The organism is Blautia sp. MSK.20.85 (assembly GCF_013317245.1).
GTDB lineage: Bacteria > Bacillota > Clostridia > Lachnospirales > Lachnospiraceae > Blautia_A.
The window spans coordinates 87,620-106,971 of the sequence record NZ_JAAIUN010000003.1; the positions used below are offsets into that span (position 1 = coordinate 87,620).

Sequence of the window (19,352 nt, forward strand, 5' to 3'; positions counted from 1 at the left end):
ATAACAATGGAACAAATGTATAACGTATCATCTAATCCCCATATCAGGGATAAAATGACGACCAGCCGTATTATGCAGCTGGTAGTGATCGCACTTCTGCCTGCGACATTTTTCGGTATCTGGAATTTTGGTGCACATGCACTTCTTGTAATTCTGGCAACTGTTGCATCCAGTGTGTTTTTTGAATGGCTGTATGACCGCCTGATGCATAAAAAGAATACAACTACTGATTTCAGTGCAGTTGTAACAGGACTTCTGCTTGCACTGAACATGCCTCCGCAGATTCCGATCTGGATGCCGATCCTTGGCAGCTTTGTTGCAATTATCATTGTAAAACAGTTATTCGGAGGACTTGGACAGAACTTTATGAACCCGGCTCTTGCCGGAAGATGTTTCCTTATGCTTTCTTTTGCGGGAAAGATGACTAATTTTGCAGTATCAAAAAGTTCACATGCAATTGTAGATACTGTTTCACAGGCAACACCTCTGGCAACTCTGAAAAATCAGGGATTTATTGAAGGAACTTCCATTCCTGTAAAAAATCTGTTCCTTGGTAATATCCAGGGTACGATCGGTGAGACTTCCGCCCTGGCGATTCTCATCGGTGCAGTGATTCTTCTTGCATTTAAGATCATTGATCTGAAAGTTCCACTTACATATATCGGAAGTTTTTCAGTTTTTTTGATTTTTTACATGATTGCTACAGGTAATACTGATGTAAATTATTTCTTCAGTGAGATTTTCGGAGGCGGTCTGATGCTTGGCGCATGGTTTATGGCTACTGACTACGTAACTACGCCGATCACCCCAAAGGGACAGCTGGTATATGGTTGCTGCCTGGGTATTCTGACAGCAGTATTACGTTTCTTTGGCCCTTCCGCAGAAGGTGTTTCCTATGCGATCATTATCTGTAACCTGGTAGTTCCGCTTATTGAAAAAGTAACAAAACCGGTTGCTTTTGGAAAAGGAGGCAGGAAATAATGAGTAAGATTATCAGAAATACATTGATCCTTACGATCATTACAGTAGTTGCCGGACTTGGACTTGGACTGGTTTATGAAGTTACAAAAGAGCCCATTGCAAGAACCGAAGAACAGGCAAAAAAAGAAGCGTGGCAGACAGTGTTCAGCGATGTGAGTCTGGGAGAATTTAAACCGGTTGATGTGGATCAGGATGCAGCAGATAAAACTGTAGCAGATCTTGATATAAAAGCTACCGTAGATGAAGTCTGCGAGGCTGCGGATAAAGGTTATGTAGTAACTGTAACAGATAAAGAAGGCTATGGCGGAGATATCAAGATCACCGTGGGAGTAACAAAAGATGGAACTGTAAGTGGTGTTTCCATTCTTTCCATCAGTGAGACTGCCGGACTTGGAATGCGGGCTACAGAGGCTAAGTTCCAGGATCAGTATGTTGGAAAAACTACCGATAAATTTTATGTATCCAAAGATGGCGGAGAGGGAGAACCTATTGATGCTATCAGCGGTGCGACCATTACATCCAGAGCTTTTACCGGTGCAGTCAATACAGCTATCGGCTATTGCAAAAACGCATTTTAGGAGGGTAGTTGAATATGAATAATTGTGGTGAAAGATTAAAAAACGGTATTATAACCGAAAATCCGATTTTCGTCCTGATGCTGGGTATGTGTCCTACTCTTGCGGTAACAACTTCAGCTATTAATGGTATTGGTATGGGACTTTCCACAACAGTAGTTCTGGTCATGTCCAATATGCTGATTTCCATGTTACGAAAAATAATTCCGGATTCTGTCAGAATGCCGGCCTTTATCGTAGTTGTAGCATCATTTGTAACCATTGTACAGTTTCTGATGGAAGGTTTTACTCCTTCTCTTTATGATTCACTTGGAATTTATATTCCTCTGATCGTTGTTAACTGTATCATTCTGGGACGTGCAGAGAGTTATGCTTCCAAAAATCCGGTCCTTCCATCTATCTTTGACGGACTTGGAATGGGACTTGGATTTACAGTTGGTCTGGTTGCCATTGGTCTTGTGAGAGAGATCCTTGGTTCCGGAAAAGCTTTCGGAGCACAGATCATTCCGGTTGCTGATGCAGCTACCGGTTCTGCCGGCTATACCCCGATCACTATTTTTATCCTTGCACCTGGAGCATTCCTGGTTCTTGCAGGACTTGCTGCAATCCAGAACAAGGTAAAGATTAACATGGCAAAGAAGGGCAAAGATGTTTCCAAGATCCAGTCCGGCTGCGGTTCCAACTGTGCAACCTGTGGCGGATGCCCTTCTGAAAAAGAATAAAGGGGGAATAGAATATGGCAAGCTTAATGTTAATTGCTATTGGTTCTGCACTTTGCAGTAACGTTGTATTAAGCCAGTTCCTTGGAATCTGTTCTTTCCTGGGCGTTTCCAAGAAAACTGAAACAGCAGCCGGCATGGGAGGAGCGGTTGTATTTGTTATCACGATCGCATCCTTTGTTGCTTCGCTGTTATATAAATTTATTCTGGTACCAACACATTTTGAGTATCTGAAAACAATCGTATTTATCCTTGTTATTGCGGCACTGGTACAGATCGTAGAAATGTTTCTCAAGAAATTCGTACCGTCTCTTTACAAGGCACTTGGTGTGTACCTTCCACTGATCACAACAAACTGTGCAGTTCTTGGTGTGGCGCTGAATAACGTAAAATATGAATACAGCATTCTTGAGAGTGTTGTAAACGGATTTGCAACAGGCGTAGGTTATCTGATCGCTATTGTATTACTTGCGGGAATCCGTGAAAAAATGGAATACAATGACATTCCGGAATCTTTCCAGGGTATGCCGATTGTTCTGCTTACAGCAGCACTGATGGCAATTGCATTCTTTGGATTCTCCGGAATCGTATAGGAGGAAGAAGAGCATGAGTATAACAGGAATTATTATGGCTGCAGTCATTGTCGGCGGTACTGGTTTATTCATTGGTATCTTCCTTGGACTTGCAGACAAGAAATTGACCGTGAAGGTAGATGAAAAGGAAGAAGCTATTCTTGGCGTTCTTCCTGGAAATAACTGCGGTGGCTGTGGATATCCGGGATGTTCCGGACTTGCTGCCGCAATTGCAAAAGGGGAAGCTCCTGTAGATCAGTGTCCGGTTGGCGGTGCTCCGGTTGCGACCAAGATCGGTGCGATCATGGGACAGGAAGTAAAAGAAACCGCACGTCAGGTTGCTTTTGTAAAATGTGCGGGAACCTGTGATAAGACAACTGTGAAATATGAGTACACAGGTGTGGAAGACTGTGAGATGATGGCTTTCATTCCGGGCAGTGGTGCGAAGAACTGTACATATGGATGTATGGGATTTGGAAGCTGCGTAAAAGTATGTCCATTTGACGCTATTCATGTAGTAAATGGCATTGCAGTCGTAGATCAGGAAGCATGTAAGGCCTGCGGTAAATGCGTTGCAAAATGTCCGCGTCATCTGATCGAGCTTGTACCATATGACAAACAGATCCGTGTAGCCTGTGGCTCCCACGCCAAAGGTAAAGCAGTTACGGCTGCCTGTGAGCTTGGCTGTATCGGATGTAAAAAATGTGAGAAAAACTGTCCGTCAGAGGCAATCACAGTTACGGATTTCTGTGCACACATTGATTACGACAAATGTACAGGATGCGGTAAATGTAAAGAAGTTTGCCCGAGACATATAATTCTGTAAGAGGGAAGAGAAGGCTGTCTGTCCGGAATATGTTTTCCGGATATGGCAGCCTTCTTTTTTTAACCAAATCAAGCAAGTCCCTACCCCCTGCTTCAATTACGAAAAGCAATAAGCAGTGGGTGGGGACTTGCTTGTATCAGGAGGAGTGGAAGCTCCTCCTGATAAACTGCGGAGCAGTTATTTGGTGTAGAGCTACGTAGCGAAGCGGATTGCGAATATCCGCTTGACGACTATAAGCAGTGCTTGACCGCGAAATCATGGTTCAGTATAATGAAATCAGGACCCAAATTAACCATTTTATTTATAAAAACAATATCGAAAAAGATATACTATAAAGGAGTGCCAATATGGGATTTGCAAAAGATTTTGTGTGGGGAGCAGCGACCAGTTCCTATCAGATAGAGGGAACTGGCAGAGATTCCGGAAAAGGACAGAATATCTGGGATGTTTTTACAAAAGAGCCGGGAAGAGTATATGAAGGCCATACTGGAGATATAGCCTGCGATCATTACCACAGATTCAGAGAAGACGTGGCATACATGAAAGAACTGGGGCTGAAGGGGTACCGCTTTTCCATTGACTGGTCCCGTGTGCTGCCGGAAGGAACCGGGAAAGTAAATGAAAAAGGAATTGATTTTTATAATGCATTGATCGATGAACTTCTGGAACAGGGAATTGAACCGTACATAACTTTGTATCACTGGGAACTTCCCTATGAGATTTATAAAAGAGGTGGCTGGATGAATCCGGAGATCGTGGAATGATTCGGCCAGTATGCCCGTCTGGTGGCAGAACGTTTCAGTGACCGCGTAAAATATTTCTTTACATTAAATGAACCACAATGTTTTGTCGGCCTGGGATTTCTTCAGGGATGTCATGCACCTGGTGTGAAAGCGCCGCTACGTGATACTTTTGAGATGGCCCACAATGCTCTGAAAGCTCACGGAAGAGCTGTGCAGATGCTGCGTGCTTACGGAAAACAGAATGTGCAGATCGGTTATGCACCGACCAGTGGTATGTGTTATCCGGAGAAAGAAACGCCGAAAGATATTGAGGCTGCAAGAAAGGCACTTTTTGCGTTGCCGGATGATCTTTCCAACTGGACCTGGAATGTATCCTGGTGGTCTGATCCTGTTATTCTTGGTAAGTATCCGGAAGAAGGGATGAAAAAATATGAAAAATATCTGCCTGTGATCACGGATGAAGATATGAAGCTGATCTCTCAGCCTATTGATTTTTATGGACAGAATATTTATAACGGACGCTGCATTCGCATGGGGCCAGATGGAAGGCCGGAAGAAGTAAGGCGACCGGCTGGTTTTCCAAAGACGGCAACCAACTGGCCGGTAACACCGGAAGCACTTTACTGGGGACCGAAATTTCTGTATGAAAGATATCGGAAACCGATTTACATTACAGAAAATGGAATGGCCTGCCACGATACGGTTTCCCAGGATGGTAAAGTCCACGATCCCAACCGAATTGATTTTCTGGCACGATATCTGAAAAATCTAAAACGGGCAGCAGAAGAGATTGATATAAGAGGATATTTCCAGTGGTCCTTGATGGATAATTTTGAATGGGATAAAGGTTATGCGGAACGGTTTGGAATCATTTATGTGGATTTTGAGACTCAGGAGAGAATCTGGAAGGATTCCGCTTACTGGTATCGTGACCTGATCCGCAGGAATGGTGACTTTTGAATAATTGTGCATCGAATTCTCGTTACTTGAGGCTGATAGATCCGGAAAAGTTGCTGTAAAATGCAAAATTACGGTAAAATAAACTGTTAAAAATATTTGACCAGACTATTTGAAAGGGCTATAATAAGATATAAAATATTCAGTATACTTCAAGGAGAACGAAATTCATGAGCAAGATTATTTTAACCGGCGACCGCCCGACGGGACGTCTTCATGTAGGTCATTATGTTGGATCACTGGCAGAGCGTGTGAAACTGCAGAATTCCGGCTTATATGACGAGATTTATATTATGATCGCAGATGCACAGGCACTTACAGATAATGCAGAACATCCTGAGAAAGTTCGCCAGAATATTCTGCAGGTTGCACTGGATTATCTGGCATGTGGACTTGACCCTGAAAAATCCAATATTTTTATTCAGTCCATGGTTCCGGAGCTGACAGAGCTGACTTTTTATTATATGAATCTGGTTACTGTAGCACGTGTGCAGCGCAATCCTACAGTTAAATCTGAAATTAAACAGCGTAATTTTGAAGCCAGCATTCCGGTTGGATTCTTCTGTTATCCGATCAGCCAGGCCGCAGATATCACAGCTTTTCGTGCAACGCATGTACCGGTAGGTGAAGATCAGCTTCCGATGCTTGAGCAGTGTAAGGAAATTGTTCATAAGTTTAATACAGTTTATGGTGAGACACTGACTGAGCCAGAGATCGTCCTTTCTTCAAATAAGGCATGCTTACGTCTTCCGGGTATCGATGGAAAAGCAAAAATGAGCAAGTCTCTCGGAAACTGTATTTATCTTTCTGATGAAGAAGATGTGGTTAAGAAGAAGATCATGTCCATGTTTACAGATCCGAATCATCTTCGGGTTCAGGATCCAGGACGCGTGGAAGGAAATCCGGTATTTATTTATCTGGATGCTTTCAGCCGGCCGGAGCATTTTGAGGAGTTCCTGCCAGAGTATCAGAATCTTGATGAACTGAAGGCTCACTATCAGAGAGGTGGTCTTGGCGATGTAAAAGTTAAGAAATTCCTGAATAATGTAATGCAGGCGGAGCTTGGACCAATCCGTGAGAGAAGAAAAATGTGGGAGCAGCGTACTGCAGATGTATTTGATATCCTGAAAGCAGGTACAGAAGTTGCAAGAGAAAAAGCAGCTGCAACTCTTCATGATGTACGTTCTTCCATGCGTATCAATTATTTTGAAGATCAGGATTTTCTGAATCAGTAAATAATATTTATGTATACAGCATCAACCCGGGATTTGGATTCCGGGTTGATTTTTTATGAAAATTATGTTACTATTGCGTTCATATGGGAAACAGATGTTCAGTTGTTTCCGGGAAGGGAGCCGTTGGAGTTGATTTCTTTTGTAAAAGGTACAGTAGCAGATATCGTGGAGAATTGTCTGATCGTGGAGAATGGCGGACTTGGATATGAAATCTATATGACAGGGCAGGATCTCGGGAAGGTCCGCATAGGAGAAGAGAAAAAAATACATACGTTTCTTTATGTCAGAGAGGATATTCTGCAACTGTATGGCTTTTTTTCAAAAGATGATCTCAGTATGTTTAAACTTTTGATCGGTGTGAATGGTGTTGGCCCGAAGGGTGCACTTGGTATCCTTTCCGGGATCAGTGCGGATGAATTGCGTTTTGCAGTACTTTCGGATGATGTAAAGACCATTTCCAAGGCTCCTGGAATTGGGAAGAAGACCGCCCAGAAAATGATTTTGGAGCTGAAAGATAAACTGAAGCTGGAGGATGCTTTTGAGATAAAACTCGCTCATCAGCAGGAGGAGGCTGCCATAGATGCTGCGGATCTTCGTGACAGTCGTCAGGAAGCAGTAGAGGCTCTGGTTGCGCTGGGATACAGTTCTGCGGATGCGCTCCGGGCAGTACGGAAAGTTCCGGAGGATGTACCGGCAGACGATGTGGAAGCAATCCTGCGGGCTGCATTGAAGAATTTCTAACCGAATCAAGTAAGTCCCCTGCTTCAATTGCGAAAAGCAATAAGCAGTGGGTGGGGACTTGCTTGTATCAGGAGTACAAGTCAACGTGATGGTATTCATAAGCATGTAGCAGAGTGGAATATAAATATCCGCTTTACAAGAAATAGAACGGAGCATGACAGATGGAAAACAGGATCATTACAACGGACGTTACAGAAGAGGATTTTTCTCTGGAAGGGAATTTAAGACCTCAGAGTCTGGATGAATATATTGGTCAGCAGAAAACCAAAGATACTCTGAAGATCTATATTGAAGCGGCGAAACAGAGACATGACGCACTGGACCATGTACTGTTTTACGGCCCTCCCGGCCTGGGAAAAACAACATTGTCCGCGATCATTGCCAACGAAATGGGAACACATATGAAAGTTACTTCCGGGCCAGCGATCGAGAAACCTGGAGAAATGGCTGCAATTTTGAATAATCTTCAGGAGGGAGATGTGCTGTTTGTGGACGAGATCCACAGGCTGAACCGACAGGTAGAGGAAGTTCTTTATCCGGCCATGGAGGATTTTGCCATAGATATTATGATTGGGAAGGGAGCATCTGCCCGTTCTATTCGTCTGGATCTTCCGAAATTTACGCTGGTAGGTGCGACTACCAGGGCAGGGCTTCTTTCCGCACCTCTGCGTGACCGTTTCGGAGTGACGCAGAGACTGGAGTTTTATGATAAAAGAGAACTGACTACCATTGTTCTCCGTTCGGCACAGGTTCTTGGCGTGGAAATCGAACCCAATGGTGCAGCTGAGATCGCCAAACGCTCCAGAGGCACTCCACGACTGGCAAACCGTCTTCTGAAGCGGGTGCGGGATTTTGCACAGGTGAAATATGATGGTGTGATCACTTACGATGTTGCCTGTTTTGCACTGGATCTTCTGGAGGTGGATCAGTACGGACTTGATAAGACAGACCGTCGTATCTTACAGACACTGATCCTGAATTTCCAGGGAGGTCCGGTTGGACTGGAGACGCTTGCGGCATCCATTGGAGAGGATTCCGGAACCCTGGAAGATGTATATGAACCGTATCTTTTGCAGACTGGTTTTCTGAACAGGACGCCGCGTGGAAGAATGGCTTCCGTGCTGGCATATACACATCTTGGCTATCCTCGTCCCGATTTATCGACAAAATAATAGAAAAACTTCTATACATTTTTGCAGGAATCAGTTATAATGAAAGAAATTGTGAGCTGTAGGGCTGGCAATATAGAGGAATGTTATTGTGGAAATGACCAGTAACAGATGAATTCAGGAGGCTTTACGAATGGCGGTAAAGAATACAGCACAGGTTGTTATCGATGGAAAGATCATTACTCTGGGCGGATATGAATCTGAGGAGTACTTTCAGAAGGTTGCAGCTTATATGAATAATAAGATCAGTGAACTGAGCCAGATGCCGGGATATTCCAGACAGGCCATGGAGACCAAGCATACACTGCTCAGTCTGAATATTACAGATGACTATTTTAAGGCGAAAAAGCAGGCAGAGATCTTTGAACAGGATCTGCAGCAGAAGGATCAGGAAATGTACGATCTGAAGCATGAGCTGATTTCTCTTAAAATGCAGATTGAAGAGGCAAAGAAAGCCGAGCAGGAAGCTCAGGATCAGAAGAATCTTCTTGATGGTAAGGTGAAGGAACTGGAGAAGGAACTTGATGAACTGCTTAAATAAAGGATGGGGGGATTGCTTCGGTAATCCTCTTTTGTTTTATAACCGCTTGATCAGATTAACAGACAGGAGATGAGAAAATACTTTGAAAAAAATGATAACAGAACTGCTTTCACCTGCAGGATCTTATGAGAGCTTTGAGGCCGCCATTGGAGCGGGAGCAGATGCGGTATATGTAGGGGGCCCGGCTTTTGGCGCGAGAGCTTATGCACAGAACTTTTCCCAGGAAGAACTGATTGCGGCGATTGAAACCGCACATATCCATAACCGGAAATTGTATCTCACAGTGAATACTCTGTTGAAAAACAGAGAGCTGGAAGGACAGCTTTTTGAATATCTTGCACCTTATTATGAGGCAGGACTTGATGCGGTAATTGTACAGGATCTTGGTGTTTTTTCGTTTATCCGTCGGAATTTCCCAGGCCTGGATATTCATGCAAGCACCCAGATGACAATAACCGGACCGGAAGGAATGAAATTTCTGGAAGAAAAAGGGGCAACGCGTGTAGTCCCGGCCAGAGAGCTTTCCCTGGAAGAGCTTTCCGCTATGCATAAAGCAAGTCCGCTGGAAATTGAAACTTTTATCCATGGAGCGCTTTGTTACAGCTATTCTGGTCAATGTCTGATGAGCAGTATTTTCGGTGGAAGGAGCGGAAATCGTGGGCGATGTGCCCAGCCTTGCAGACTTCCGTATAAAGGTACTCTTGATCACAGAAAATATAAAGGGGATAAAGAGTTCTGTGCGTTGAGTCTGAAAGATATCTGTACTCTTGATATTCTTCCGGATATTCTGGAGGCAGGTGTAATGTCACTGAAAATTGAGGGCCGCATGAAACAGCCAGGGTATACAGCGGGAGTGACTTCTGTATACAGAAAATATCTGGACCTCTATTTAAGTGGAAAAGAATATCATGTTCAGGAGGAAGACCGGAAATACCTTCTGGATCTTTTCAGCAGAGGAGGTTCCTGCACTGGATATTATGATATGTATCGCGGTCCGGAAATGATGGCTTTTGCCAATGAGAAGAAATCCGGAAACATCCAGCCGGAGATCAGAAAAATAAAAGAAAAAATTCATGGGAATTTAATACTTTCTCCTGAAAGTCCTGTTATACTGGAAGTAGCCTGTGAAGATAAAACAGTAACAGCTATGGGCGGGGAAGTTCAGTTTGCGAAAAATCAGCCTATGGAAGAACAGCGGATCCGCCAGCAGATGGAAAAACTGGGAAATACGGAATTTCAGTGGGAAAGTCTGAATATTGAGATTAATGGGAAAGTTTTTGTTCCTGTAAAGGTTCTTAATGAAGTTCGCAGGGAGGCTCTTGAACAGCTGCGGGAGACATTACTCAGTCAGAATCGTAGAGAAATGGTAAAAAAACAGCATGCGGAACGAACAGATATCTGTCGGCGGCAGATTGGGGGATCACTTCCTTTTTATGTCTCATGCGAACAGGAAGATGTTGCAGAAGCACTTTTAAAGGAAAAGGGAATTACAGGTTTTTATTTTCCGTTTGATACCATGAAGAAGTATTTTTCACCTAAACTTGCAGCAGAAAGGGAACTTTATCTTTCTACCCCGCATATTCAGAGAGGAGAGATTCCGGAGAAATGGATGCAGGAAGCAAAAAAATGGATAGAACAGGGAATGGAAGGATTCCTGGTCAGAAATCTGGAATCTTATGCCGCATTGAAGAAGTGTGGATACGGAGATAAATGTGTTCTGGATTCCTCTCTATATACATGGAATGATGAGGCGACAGAGTTCTGGAAAAAAGAGGGTGTCCTTCGCAACACAGTTCCGCTTGAACTGAATGAAGGAGAGCTGCGGCACAGGAATAATACTTCTTCGGAACTTCTTTTATATGGATATATCCCATTGATGCTGTCGGCCCAGTGTGTAAGAAAAAATCTTTTTGGATGTACCGGAAAATGCGAGACTGTCTATCTGAAAGACCGCTATAACAGTGAATTTCCGGTGAAATGTTGTTGTACTCCATGGGAATGCAGCAGCCTGGAAAAAGCAAAATACTGCTATAATATCATATATAACAGTATCCCTTACGGGCTTCCCGGAGAGAGAGAACGGGTGGAAAAATTAAATCTTCAGTCTTTAAGACTGGCATTTACTGTTGAGAAGCCGGAGGAAGCGAGGGAAATCTTTAAAGAATTCCAGTCCGTTTATCAGAAAAACGGGAAACCTTCCGGACGCAGATATACAAAAGGCCATTTTAAAAGAGGAGCCGAGTAAAAGTGTATGATTAATGTAATTACAGAGTTATCCAAGTATGTGATCCTCACGCTGATGATCGTCTACACCTTTCATTGTTTTTATATGGTGTGGCGCCAGGATGAGGAAGAAAAAAAAGAGCTGCTTCAGCAGCAGCTGACTATGATCTTTTTTATTGATTTCACAGCGTTTCTTGTGATTTATTTAAAGAGCATGGATTTTAAGGTTATCTTGTTTTATATTGAGATGATGATCTTTTTTGCGGCGATCCAGATTTTGTACAGGATCATCTATAAAGAAGCATCACTGCTTCTTCTGAATAATATGTGTATGCTCCTGAGCGTTGGTTTTATCATGCTCTGTAGACTTTCACTTCCGTCTGCAACCAAACAGCTTCTGATCGTGGCGGCAGGAAGCGCGGTATCACTGGTGATTCCTGTAATGATCCGTAAGATGAAATTTTTAAAGGATCTTACATGGATTTATGCAGGGATCGGTATTGTTCTTCTGGCAGCGGTTCTCGTTCTGGCAAGTACAAGTTATGGCGCAAAACTTTCACTGATGGGAATCCAGCCTTCAGAGGTGATCAAGATCACATTTGTATTTTTTATGGCATCGCTGCTCTGCACAAAGGTAGATTTTCGTAAAGTAGTGATGGCAACGATCGTAGCGGTGATCCATGTGGGAATTCTGGTCCTTTCCAGAGATCTTGGAAGTGCGGTGATCTTTTTTGTCACCTATCTTGTGCTGATCTATGTGGCAACCAGAAATCCTGGATATATGCTCCTGGGACTTGGCGGTGGATGTGTTGGTGCAGTGGTAGCTTATCATCTTTTCGGACATGTACGCCAGAGAGTGAGCGCCTGGAGAGATCCGATGGCGGTCTATCAGAATGAAGGCTATCAGATCGTGCAGTCATTGTTTGCTATCGGAACTGGTGGTTGGTTTGGAATGGGGCTTTGCCAGGGCTCTCCGGAGAAAATTCCTGTTGTAAAAAATGACTTTATCTTCAGCGCTATCTGTGAAGAACTGGGCGGCATTTTTGCCATCTGCCTGATCCTGGTATGTACCAGTTTCTTTCTCATGATCGTTACGATTGCACTGAAGATACGAAATCCGTTTTATAAACTGATCGCACTGGGACTTGGAACAGAATATGCGTTTCAGGTATTTCTGACTATTGGCGGTGCGACCAAATTTATTCCGATGACAGGTGTTACACTTCCGCTGGTAAGTTATGGAGGAAGTTCTGTCATGTGTACCATCCTGATGCTTGCAATCATTCAGGGACTGTATATTCTGAGGGAAGATGAGGACGAAGAAATTGAATCGCAGCGAAAAGAAACGTTTGAAAGAAGAGGAAAGAGAGCAACGCCTGAGAGAACGGGATATCGCCAGGCTCCGTAGAAAAAAGAACCGGCCGTTTACTTTTGTATCGGTGTTCTTTATATTGATTTTTGTCAGTCTGATCGGGTATCTGATTTATTTTGATGCCATAAAAAGTGACGATTTTATCAACAGTCCGTATAATACCAGACAGGATACGTTTTCAGACAGGGTAGTGCGTGGAAGCATCCAGTCTTCTGATGGAGAAGTCCTGGCACAGACCAATGTGTATGAAGATGGAACAGAAGAGAGAACTTATCCATTTGCAAATATTTTTGCACATGCGGTAGGATATGATACCAACGGCAAAAGCGGACTGGAATCAGAGGCGAATTTTCAGCTTCTGACTTCCCATTCTTTTTTCCTGGAGCAGATGAAAAATGAGTTTCTGGGCAAAAAGAATCAGGGAGATACCGTGATATCAAGTCTGAATGCTGATCTTCAGACAACAGCATATAATTCTTTGGGTGACCGCAGAGGAGCGGTAGTTGTCATAGAGCCTTCTACAGGAAGAATCCTTGCCATGGTAAGCAAACCGGATTTTAATCCGAATACCATTGCACAGGACTGGGATACGCTTGTCAATGATGAGAATAACAGCAGTCTTCTTAACCGTGCTACAAATGGTGCGTATCCGCCGGGATCTACTTTTAAAGTTGTTACGGCCCTGGATTATTTCAGACAAAAGGGCTCTCTGGAAGGATATTCTTATCTGTGCCAGGGAAGTATTACAGTAGATGACCATACCATTCAGTGTTATAACGGTGAAGTACATGGACAGGAAGATTTTTATTCTGCATTTGCACATTCCTGTAACTGTGCGTTTGCGGATATGGGGCTGAATCTCGGGGCCGGTTCTTTGCGCAGTACCGCGGAGGATCTTCTTTTTAACAAAGCTCTTCCTCTGAACTCCTATAAAACAAGTCGTTTTACCCTGGAAAAAAATTCAGCAAACGCGCTGGTAATGCAGACCTCTATTGGACAGGGAAATACGCTGGTGTCTCCTATGCATATGGCACTGATCACAAGTGCGATCGCCAATGACGGTGTACTGATGAAGCCGACCATGATCGACAAAATTGTAAATAATTCCGGAGATACTGTAAAAGAAACGGAAAAGACGGAATATAAACGCCTGATGACCAGTAACGAAGCAGGTATTCTTGGAAAACTCATGAAAAATGTAGTTGAAAACGGTACAGCTTCTGCGCTTAACGGGCGTGGATATACGGTAGCCGGAAAAACCGGATCTGCGGAGTTTGATGAAAATGGTTCCAGTCATTCGTGGTTTATCGGTTATTCGAATGTAGATAACCCGGATATTGCTATTGCGGTGATCGTCGAAAACGGAGGAACCGGAAGTGAAGCAGCAGTTCCCATTGCAGGAGATGTATTTGATGCATATTATTTTGATTAAATTTCGTTAATTAAGACAGTATCTGCTTCTTGCCCCTTGCCTATATGAAGAAAAAGAGGTATACTGTAATCAGTGCAAAAGACACACGCATTACAGGAGGATTGCAATATGATAGAAGCAACAAGCTGTGGCGGTGTGGTAATTCATCGGGGTAAGATCCTGGCATTGTATAAATCCTACAGGAACCGTTATGAAGGATGGGTGCTTCCCAAAGGAACTGTAGAAGAAGGCGAGACCTTTGAACAGACTGCTTTACGTGAAGTGAAAGAAGAAGCAGGTGTCAGAGCTTCTATTGTGAAATACATTGGTAAGAGCCAGTATAATTTCACAGTTCCGGAGGATGTGGTAATGAAAGAGGTACACTGGTATCTCATGATAGCTGATAATTATCATAGCAAACCCCAGCGCGAGGAATATTTTGTAGATTCCGGATATTACAAGTTTCACGAGATTTATCATCTTCTTCGTTTTTCCAATGAGAAGCATATTGTGGAGCAGGCTTATCAGGAGTATCTGGAGATGCGTAGTGAGGGCGTCTGGGCGAAACAGCAGAAGTATTTCTAAAAACAAAGACAGGGCTGTGTGTTTACGCAGCCCTGTTTGACATTAAAGAAGCGGAGGTGGTCGTAAAGTGCTAAAATGGATGAAAGATTATTATATTGGAGATGATATAAAGAATCCTACCAGAGCAAGAGCACGGATCACTGCCGGGAAATTTGTACCGGATATTTATGTTGTTACGCTGTCAGATAATCCAGGGAATATACTGGAGATTCTTCCCTCCAGTATGCTGGTACAGCGCGGTGCCAGAGCAATCTGTCCGTTGATCATCGGAATGGCTAAAGGTAAAGATGGAGCGATACGGATGGTACAGGATATTATAGAACAGGTATATACGGAAACCGGTGATTTTAAAATAAAAGAATATCTGAAAAACAGGTGAATGAATGCTGCATATATTATGGCTGATACTAAAATGGATATTGATCCTTCTGGGGATACTCATCGGACTGGTTCTTCTGCTTTTGCTCCTGATCCTTTTTTGCCCGGTCAGATACCGAGCAAGTGCAGAAAAAAAGCGAACGGAGGGAATCAGGGAAATAAGAGCCTCGGGCGAGGTAAGCTGGCTGCTCCATATTATTTCGGCTCGTGCTTTCTGGGAAGAAGGGAAAATTCAAACAAAAATATGTGTTTTTGGAGTTCCACTATCCAGATTGAAACAAAAACTTTCCGGAAAGAAGAAAAAAACAAAAACTGATACCAGCAAAAAAGATCCTTCTGTTCAGAAGAAGCAGACAGAACAGGAAAAATATTCCAGATCATATAATAGTGAAGAAAAAGAAGAAACTTCCGTTATTATAAAAGAAGACACAACTCCTGTTGAAGTGGAGGAGATTGAAGGGCACAGATATACGCCGGATCTGTTGGAAAAAGAACCGGAGGATAAAATTTCAGAAATTTTGCCGGAACAGACGGATGCATGTGATGAAAGAGATTACAGGCGGGAAGATGGGATATCGAAAGAAATAGATACTTCAGTTTCGGAGCACAAAGAAACAGAGAATAAAAACAGAAAAAGAATAAAAGATTTAATTCTTAAAATAGCGGGCAGAATAAAATCAGTACTTGGAAAATTTTTGACAGTAGTGCGAAATGCTCTGAGGGTACCATCCAGAATTCTTAAAAAAATCCAGAAATTCGCATTAACAATCAGAAAATTCTGTGATAAGATAAACTGGTGGAGGGAATTTATTGACCATCCACGGACCAGAGCTGCGATTTCTTTCTTATGGGAAGATGGAAAAAAACTGATACATCATGTGTTGCCAACCAGAATCACCGGAAAGATTACTTTTGGAAGTGAGGATCCGGCTGTCACAGGTACGGTACTGGCGCTGCTGGGAATGACAATTCCTTTCCACAAAAATAAAATAATGGTAAATCCGCTTTTTGATGGTGAAAATATTCTGGAAGGCGAAATCTTTCTGAAAGGCCGGATTTATGGAGTTGTACTTATAAAGATAGCAATAGAGCTTTATTTTAATAAAAATATCAAATACGTCATCCACCGATGGAGACATAAGGAGGTCAATCATGGAGAAAGAGAATAATTTCAAGGATACCGTGAATTCATTATTTAAAGGAATGGATGGCTTTGTATCGGCCAAAACTGTTGTAGGGGATGCCATTCATGTAGGTGATACGATCATTCTTCCCCTGGTAGATGTATCTTTTGGTGTAGGTGCAGGAGCATTTGAAGGAGATAAAAAAAATAACGGTGGCGGCGGTCTGGCCGGAAAGATGACGCCTTGTGCAGTACTTGTGATCCAGAATGGAACCACCAAGCTTGTAAACGTTAAGAATCAGGATGGATTGACAAAAGTTCTGGATATGGTTCCCGACTTTGTGAATCGTTTTGTCCCAGGTGCAGGTGGAGATGAGAGCGCCGATGAGAAAGAAGATTAAGGATATCTTATCTGTGAAGAAGTCTGTATAAGATTTTGTGATGATAAGTATTCTGTCCTGCTTTTGTGCATATACTGTAACAAAAAAGAAATGAGCAGACAGGAGTGGGAAAGCTAACAGGTTTTATGTTGTTCTTTATCGGAGTAGGAATGGTTCTTGGAATTCTTATCACTGAGAATTTTATTGTGATCTCGATCGCAGTGGTATGTCTGCTATGCGGATATCATATGTTTTGCAGATAAACGGAAAGTGTGCGGTTAGCAGGCTTTCCGTTTATTTATAATAATATTTAGAAATAAAAAACAGCCCCCGCATTTTACGGGGGCATACGATATTACTTACGCTCTTTCAACTTTTCCGGATCTTAAACAAGAAGTACATACATACATTTTCTTTGCTCCGCCGGCAGTTGTTTTTACTCTGACGGATTTAACGTTAGATTTCCACATTTTGTTGGATCTTCTATGGGAATGACTCACATTGTTTCCGAAATGAGCTCCTTTATCGCAGATTGCACATTTAGCCATGAATAGCACCTCCTTTTATCAACAGTCACCATTTTAACAGATGAATTGCTCTTTTGCAAGCAAAAAAAGGAAATTTATCAAAAATTCTGCAAAGAGTTTTCTTACGGAACTTCTATATTGGAAGGAATGCTGAAAATCATGGCGAAATTAAGCGTTGTGTTCTTGTTAAAAAAAGGTTATAATAGATTTACATATAATTTAATTTAAATGAAACAGTGGAGGTAACCATATGAATGGACGTATAGATTCCGGATTGGGTCAGATCGTAATTGATACGGATGTCATTGCGACTTATGCCGGCAGTGTGGCAGTAGAGTGTTTTGGTATCATTGGAATGGCAGCTATCAGTATGAAGGATGGACTGGTTAAACTTTTGCGTATTGACAGTCTGAAACATGGTATCAGTGTTAAGATCACTGATGACAATAAGATCCGACTGAATTTCCATGTCATCGTAGCATATGGCGTGAATATCAGTACTATTGCGGACAATCTTGTCAACAATGTAAAATATAAAGTCGAGGCCTTTACAGGAATGGAGATCGAGAAGATCAATATCATGGTTGAGGGCGTACGAGCAATAGATTAGTTTTAGAGGAGGAACTTGTGGTGAATAACAAAACCATAGATGCTAAAATACTTTCCAGAATGTTTCTGGCCGGAGCCAAGAACCTGGAAGCGAAGAAAGAATGGATCAATGAACTGAATGTGTTTCCCGTACCTGACGGGGATACGGGAACGAACATGACGCTTACCATCATGTCTGCTGCTTCCGAAGTGGGTGCTCTTGCAGATCCGGATATGGAAACCCTGGCCAAGGCTATTTCTTCCGGTTCTCTTCGTGGCGCCCGTGGTAACTCCGGTGTTATCCTTTCACAGCTTCTGCGTGGATTTACCCGAGGTGTGCGCAAGCTGACAGATCTGGATGCACCTGCAATTGCCGCAGCTATGGAACGTGGTGTTGAAACAGCATATAAAGCAGTTATGAAGCCGAAGGAAGGAACCATTCTTACAGTTGCCAGGGCAGCAGCAGACAGAGCACTTGAACTTGCAGATTCTGCATCAGATCTGGACACATTTTTTGATGGGATATTCCAGCATGCGGAAGAGACACTTGCCAGAACCCCGGAAATGCTTCCTGTTTTGAAAGAAGCAGGTGTGGTAGATTCTGGCGGACAGGGTCTTCTGGAAGTTTTACGTGGTGCCATTGACGGATATCACGGAAAAGAAGTAGATTATTCCCAGTTTGAGGCATCAGCGGCTCCAAAGATTACAAAGATTTCTCCTCAGGCAGAGGCTGATATCAAATTCGGATACTGTACAGAGTTTATCATCCTTCTTGAGAAACCGCTTCCACAGGAAGAGGTCAGCCGTTTCCGTGAATTTCTGGATTCTATCGGAGACTCCATTGTACTGGTAGCAGACGACGAGATCGTTAAAGTGCATGTGCATACCAATCATCCGGGTCAGGCTTTCGAGCGTGCACTCACATATGGCCAGCTTTCACGCATGAAGATTGATAATATGCGTGAGGAGCATCAGGAAAAGCTGATCAAAGATGCTGAGAAACTTGCCAGAGAACAGGCTGAGAAGGAGAAAGAACCACCAAAAGACCATGGATTTATTTCTGTATCTGTGGGAGAGGGACTTTCTCAGATTTTCCGTGAGCTTGGTGTGGATTATCTGATCGAAGGCGGTCAGACCATGAATCCGAGCACAGAGGACATGCTCAACGCTATCGATAAAGTAAATGCAAAAACAATTTATATTTTCCCGAATAATAAGAATATTATCCTTGCGGCTAATCAGGCAAGAGATCTGACAGAAGATAAAGAGATCATCGTAGTTCCGACTAAGACGATCCCGCAGGGAATTTCCGCAATGATCAGTTTTGTTCCGGAAAAAGACGGCGAAGAGAACCTTGCTTCTATGACAGATGCCATTTCCAGAGTAAAGACAGGACAGGTTACTTATGCAGTCCGCGACACACGGATTGATGACAAGGAAATCCACGAGGGCGATATTATGGGAATCGGTGATGCTGGTATCCTTGCGGTTGGTAAGGAACGGCTTCAGGTTGCAGAAGACATGGTTGCAGAGATGATAGATGAGGAATCTGAGATCATCAGTGTTTATTATGGAGAAGATATATCTGAAGAAGAGGCAGAGGATCTTTCCAATAAACTTTCCGAAAAATATCCAGATTGTGAAGTCGAGCTGAACCAGGGTGGACAGCCAATTTACTATTACCTGATTTCCGTAGAATAAAGAGT

Annotated in this window: 20 protein-coding genes and 1 pseudogene; 20 read left to right on the forward strand and 1 reads right to left on the reverse strand. The window is 43.0% G+C overall.

Annotated features, from left to right (window positions below):
- The first annotated feature begins 6 nt into the window (after positions 1–6).
- The 18 genes and pseudogenes from G5B12_RS02640 to G5B12_RS02725 all read left to right on the forward strand — a co-directional run bounded on the left by G5B12_RS02640 (position 7) and on the right by G5B12_RS02725 (position 16,794).
- Positions 7–981, forward strand: coding sequence for an RnfABCDGE type electron transport complex subunit D (locus G5B12_RS02640; protein ID WP_021976540.1), 975 nt, complete (start codon positions 7–9; stop codon positions 979–981).
- On the forward strand, positions 981–1,559 hold the full coding sequence (locus tag G5B12_RS02645; RefSeq protein WP_174087695.1) for an RnfABCDGE type electron transport complex subunit G: 579 nt from the start codon (positions 981–983) through the stop codon (positions 1,557–1,559). The genes G5B12_RS02640 and G5B12_RS02645 overlap by 1 nt, the downstream gene beginning before the upstream one ends.
- A 14-nt stretch (positions 1,560–1,573) precedes the next feature.
- Complete coding sequence (rsxE, locus tag G5B12_RS02650) at positions 1,574–2,278, forward strand: electron transport complex subunit RsxE (RefSeq protein WP_021976542.1); 705 nt, start codon at positions 1,574–1,576, stop codon at positions 2,276–2,278.
- A 14-nt stretch (positions 2,279–2,292) separates the two neighbouring features.
- Positions 2,293–2,868: an electron transport complex protein RnfA gene (locus G5B12_RS02655; protein WP_021976543.1), complete on the forward strand. Its 576-nt coding sequence runs from the start codon at positions 2,293–2,295 to the stop codon at positions 2,866–2,868.
- A gap of 13 nt (positions 2,869–2,881) precedes the next feature.
- The gene (locus G5B12_RS02660; protein WP_174087696.1) at positions 2,882–3,673 is read left to right on the forward strand and encodes an RnfABCDGE type electron transport complex subunit B; all 792 of its coding nucleotides are present in this window, start codon (positions 2,882–2,884) and stop codon (positions 3,671–3,673) included.
- A gap of 347 nt (positions 3,674–4,020) precedes the next feature.
- A pseudogene (locus G5B12_RS02665) lies at positions 4,021–5,376 on the forward strand (GH1 family beta-glucosidase).
- 167 nt (positions 5,377–5,543) lie between these two features.
- Positions 5,544–6,608: a tryptophan--tRNA ligase gene (trpS, locus tag G5B12_RS02670; protein WP_021976546.1), complete on the forward strand. Its 1,065-nt coding sequence runs from the start codon at positions 5,544–5,546 to the stop codon at positions 6,606–6,608.
- Positions 6,609–6,737: 129 nt separating this feature from the next.
- Positions 6,738–7,349, forward strand: a complete 612-nt coding sequence (ruvA, locus tag G5B12_RS02675; RefSeq protein WP_118071488.1) for a Holliday junction branch migration protein RuvA — start codon at positions 6,738–6,740, stop codon at positions 7,347–7,349.
- Between the two features lie 161 nt (positions 7,350–7,510).
- Positions 7,511–8,521 carry a Holliday junction branch migration DNA helicase RuvB gene (ruvB, locus tag G5B12_RS02680; RefSeq protein ID WP_021976548.1) on the forward strand — a complete coding sequence of 337 codons (1,011 nt, stop codon included), beginning with the start codon at positions 7,511–7,513 and terminating at the stop codon, positions 8,519–8,521.
- 130 nt (positions 8,522–8,651) lie between these two features.
- Entirely contained in the window at positions 8,652–9,059 is a 408-nt protein-coding gene (locus G5B12_RS02685) for a cell division protein ZapA (protein WP_021976549.1), read from the forward strand.
- A gap of 91 nt (positions 9,060–9,150) precedes the next feature.
- Positions 9,151–11,304, forward strand: coding sequence for a peptidase U32 family protein (locus G5B12_RS02690; protein WP_021976550.1), 2,154 nt, complete (start codon positions 9,151–9,153; stop codon positions 11,302–11,304).
- 6 nt (positions 11,305–11,310) lie between these two features.
- Positions 11,311–12,690: an FtsW/RodA/SpoVE family cell cycle protein gene (locus tag G5B12_RS02695; protein WP_118071448.1), complete on the forward strand. Its 1,380-nt coding sequence runs from the start codon at positions 11,311–11,313 to the stop codon at positions 12,688–12,690.
- The gene (locus tag G5B12_RS02700; RefSeq protein ID WP_118062927.1) at positions 12,593–14,086 is read left to right on the forward strand and encodes a peptidoglycan D,D-transpeptidase FtsI family protein; all 1,494 of its coding nucleotides are present in this window, start codon (positions 12,593–12,595) and stop codon (positions 14,084–14,086) included. The genes G5B12_RS02695 and G5B12_RS02700 overlap by 98 nt, the downstream gene beginning before the upstream one ends.
- Positions 14,087–14,194: 108 nt before the next feature.
- Positions 14,195–14,650 (forward strand): NUDIX hydrolase, encoded by a 456-nt coding sequence (locus G5B12_RS02705; protein WP_021976553.1) that lies wholly within the window; start codon positions 14,195–14,197, stop codon positions 14,648–14,650.
- Between the two features lie 67 nt (positions 14,651–14,717).
- On the forward strand, positions 14,718–15,029 hold the full coding sequence (locus G5B12_RS02710; RefSeq protein ID WP_021976554.1) for a hypothetical protein: 312 nt from the start codon (positions 14,718–14,720) through the stop codon (positions 15,027–15,029).
- A gap of 271 nt (positions 15,030–15,300) precedes the next feature.
- Positions 15,301–16,197, forward strand: a complete 897-nt coding sequence (locus G5B12_RS02715) for a DUF2953 domain-containing protein (RefSeq protein ID WP_243006080.1) — start codon at positions 15,301–15,303, stop codon at positions 16,195–16,197.
- Positions 16,181–16,552, forward strand: coding sequence for a GerW family sporulation protein (locus G5B12_RS02720; protein WP_021976556.1), 372 nt, complete (start codon positions 16,181–16,183; stop codon positions 16,550–16,552). Before G5B12_RS02715 ends, G5B12_RS02720 begins: the two co-directional genes overlap by 17 nt.
- Before the next feature lie 104 nt (positions 16,553–16,656).
- The gene (locus G5B12_RS02725; protein WP_173755753.1) at positions 16,657–16,794 is read left to right on the forward strand and encodes a hypothetical protein; all 138 of its coding nucleotides are present in this window, start codon (positions 16,657–16,659) and stop codon (positions 16,792–16,794) included.
- A gap of 96 nt (positions 16,795–16,890) precedes the next feature.
- On the opposite strand, the gene rpmB is transcribed toward G5B12_RS02725, so the two are convergent.
- Positions 16,891–17,079, reverse strand: coding sequence for a 50S ribosomal protein L28 (gene rpmB, locus G5B12_RS02730; protein WP_015524898.1), 189 nt, complete (start codon positions 17,077–17,079; stop codon positions 16,891–16,893).
- Positions 17,080–17,308: 229 nt separating this feature from the next.
- Between rpmB and G5B12_RS02735 the strand changes: the two genes are divergently transcribed.
- Both G5B12_RS02735 and G5B12_RS02740 read left to right on the forward strand, forming a co-directional pair.
- Complete coding sequence (locus G5B12_RS02735; protein WP_015524900.1) at positions 17,309–17,668, forward strand: Asp23/Gls24 family envelope stress response protein; 360 nt, start codon at positions 17,309–17,311, stop codon at positions 17,666–17,668.
- Between the two features lie 59 nt (positions 17,669–17,727).
- Positions 17,728–19,347: a DAK2 domain-containing protein gene (locus tag G5B12_RS02740; RefSeq protein ID WP_180214406.1), complete on the forward strand. Its 1,620-nt coding sequence runs from the start codon at positions 17,728–17,730 to the stop codon at positions 19,345–19,347.
- Positions 19,348–19,352 lie beyond the last annotated feature (5 nt).

What these genes read in the sequence shown, in the direction of transcription:
- G5B12_RS02640 (WP_021976540.1), top strand. Translation starts at nt 7, where the DNA reads ATGGAACAAATGTATAACGTATCATCTAATCCCCATATCAGGGATAAA.
- G5B12_RS02645 (WP_174087695.1), top strand. Translation starts at nt 981, where the DNA reads ATGAGTAAGATTATCAGAAATACATTGATCCTTACGATCATTACAGTA.
- rsxE (WP_021976542.1), top strand. Translation starts at nt 1,574, where the DNA reads ATGAATAATTGTGGTGAAAGATTAAAAAACGGTATTATAACCGAAAAT.
- G5B12_RS02655 (WP_021976543.1), top strand. Translation starts at nt 2,293, where the DNA reads ATGGCAAGCTTAATGTTAATTGCTATTGGTTCTGCACTTTGCAGTAAC.
- G5B12_RS02660 (WP_174087696.1), top strand. Translation starts at nt 2,882, where the DNA reads ATGAGTATAACAGGAATTATTATGGCTGCAGTCATTGTCGGCGGTACT.
- trpS (WP_021976546.1), top strand. Translation starts at nt 5,544, where the DNA reads ATGAGCAAGATTATTTTAACCGGCGACCGCCCGACGGGACGTCTTCAT.
- ruvB (WP_021976548.1), top strand. Translation starts at nt 7,511, where the DNA reads ATGGAAAACAGGATCATTACAACGGACGTTACAGAAGAGGATTTTTCT.
- G5B12_RS02685 (WP_021976549.1), top strand. Translation starts at nt 8,652, where the DNA reads ATGGCGGTAAAGAATACAGCACAGGTTGTTATCGATGGAAAGATCATT.
- G5B12_RS02690 (WP_021976550.1), top strand. Translation starts at nt 9,151, where the DNA reads ATGATAACAGAACTGCTTTCACCTGCAGGATCTTATGAGAGCTTTGAG.
- G5B12_RS02695 (WP_118071448.1), top strand. Translation starts at nt 11,311, where the DNA reads ATGATTAATGTAATTACAGAGTTATCCAAGTATGTGATCCTCACGCTG.
- G5B12_RS02700 (WP_118062927.1), top strand. Translation starts at nt 12,593, where the DNA reads ATGAGGACGAAGAAATTGAATCGCAGCGAAAAGAAACGTTTGAAAGAA.
- G5B12_RS02705 (WP_021976553.1), top strand. Translation starts at nt 14,195, where the DNA reads ATGATAGAAGCAACAAGCTGTGGCGGTGTGGTAATTCATCGGGGTAAG.
- G5B12_RS02720 (WP_021976556.1), top strand. Translation starts at nt 16,181, where the DNA reads ATGGAGAAAGAGAATAATTTCAAGGATACCGTGAATTCATTATTTAAA.
- rpmB (WP_015524898.1), bottom strand. Translation starts at nt 17,079, where the DNA reads ATGGCTAAATGTGCAATCTGCGATAAAGGAGCTCATTTCGGAAACAAT.
- G5B12_RS02735 (WP_015524900.1), top strand. Translation starts at nt 17,309, where the DNA reads ATGAATGGACGTATAGATTCCGGATTGGGTCAGATCGTAATTGATACG.
- G5B12_RS02740 (WP_180214406.1), top strand. Translation starts at nt 17,728, where the DNA reads ATGTTTCTGGCCGGAGCCAAGAACCTGGAAGCGAAGAAAGAATGGATC.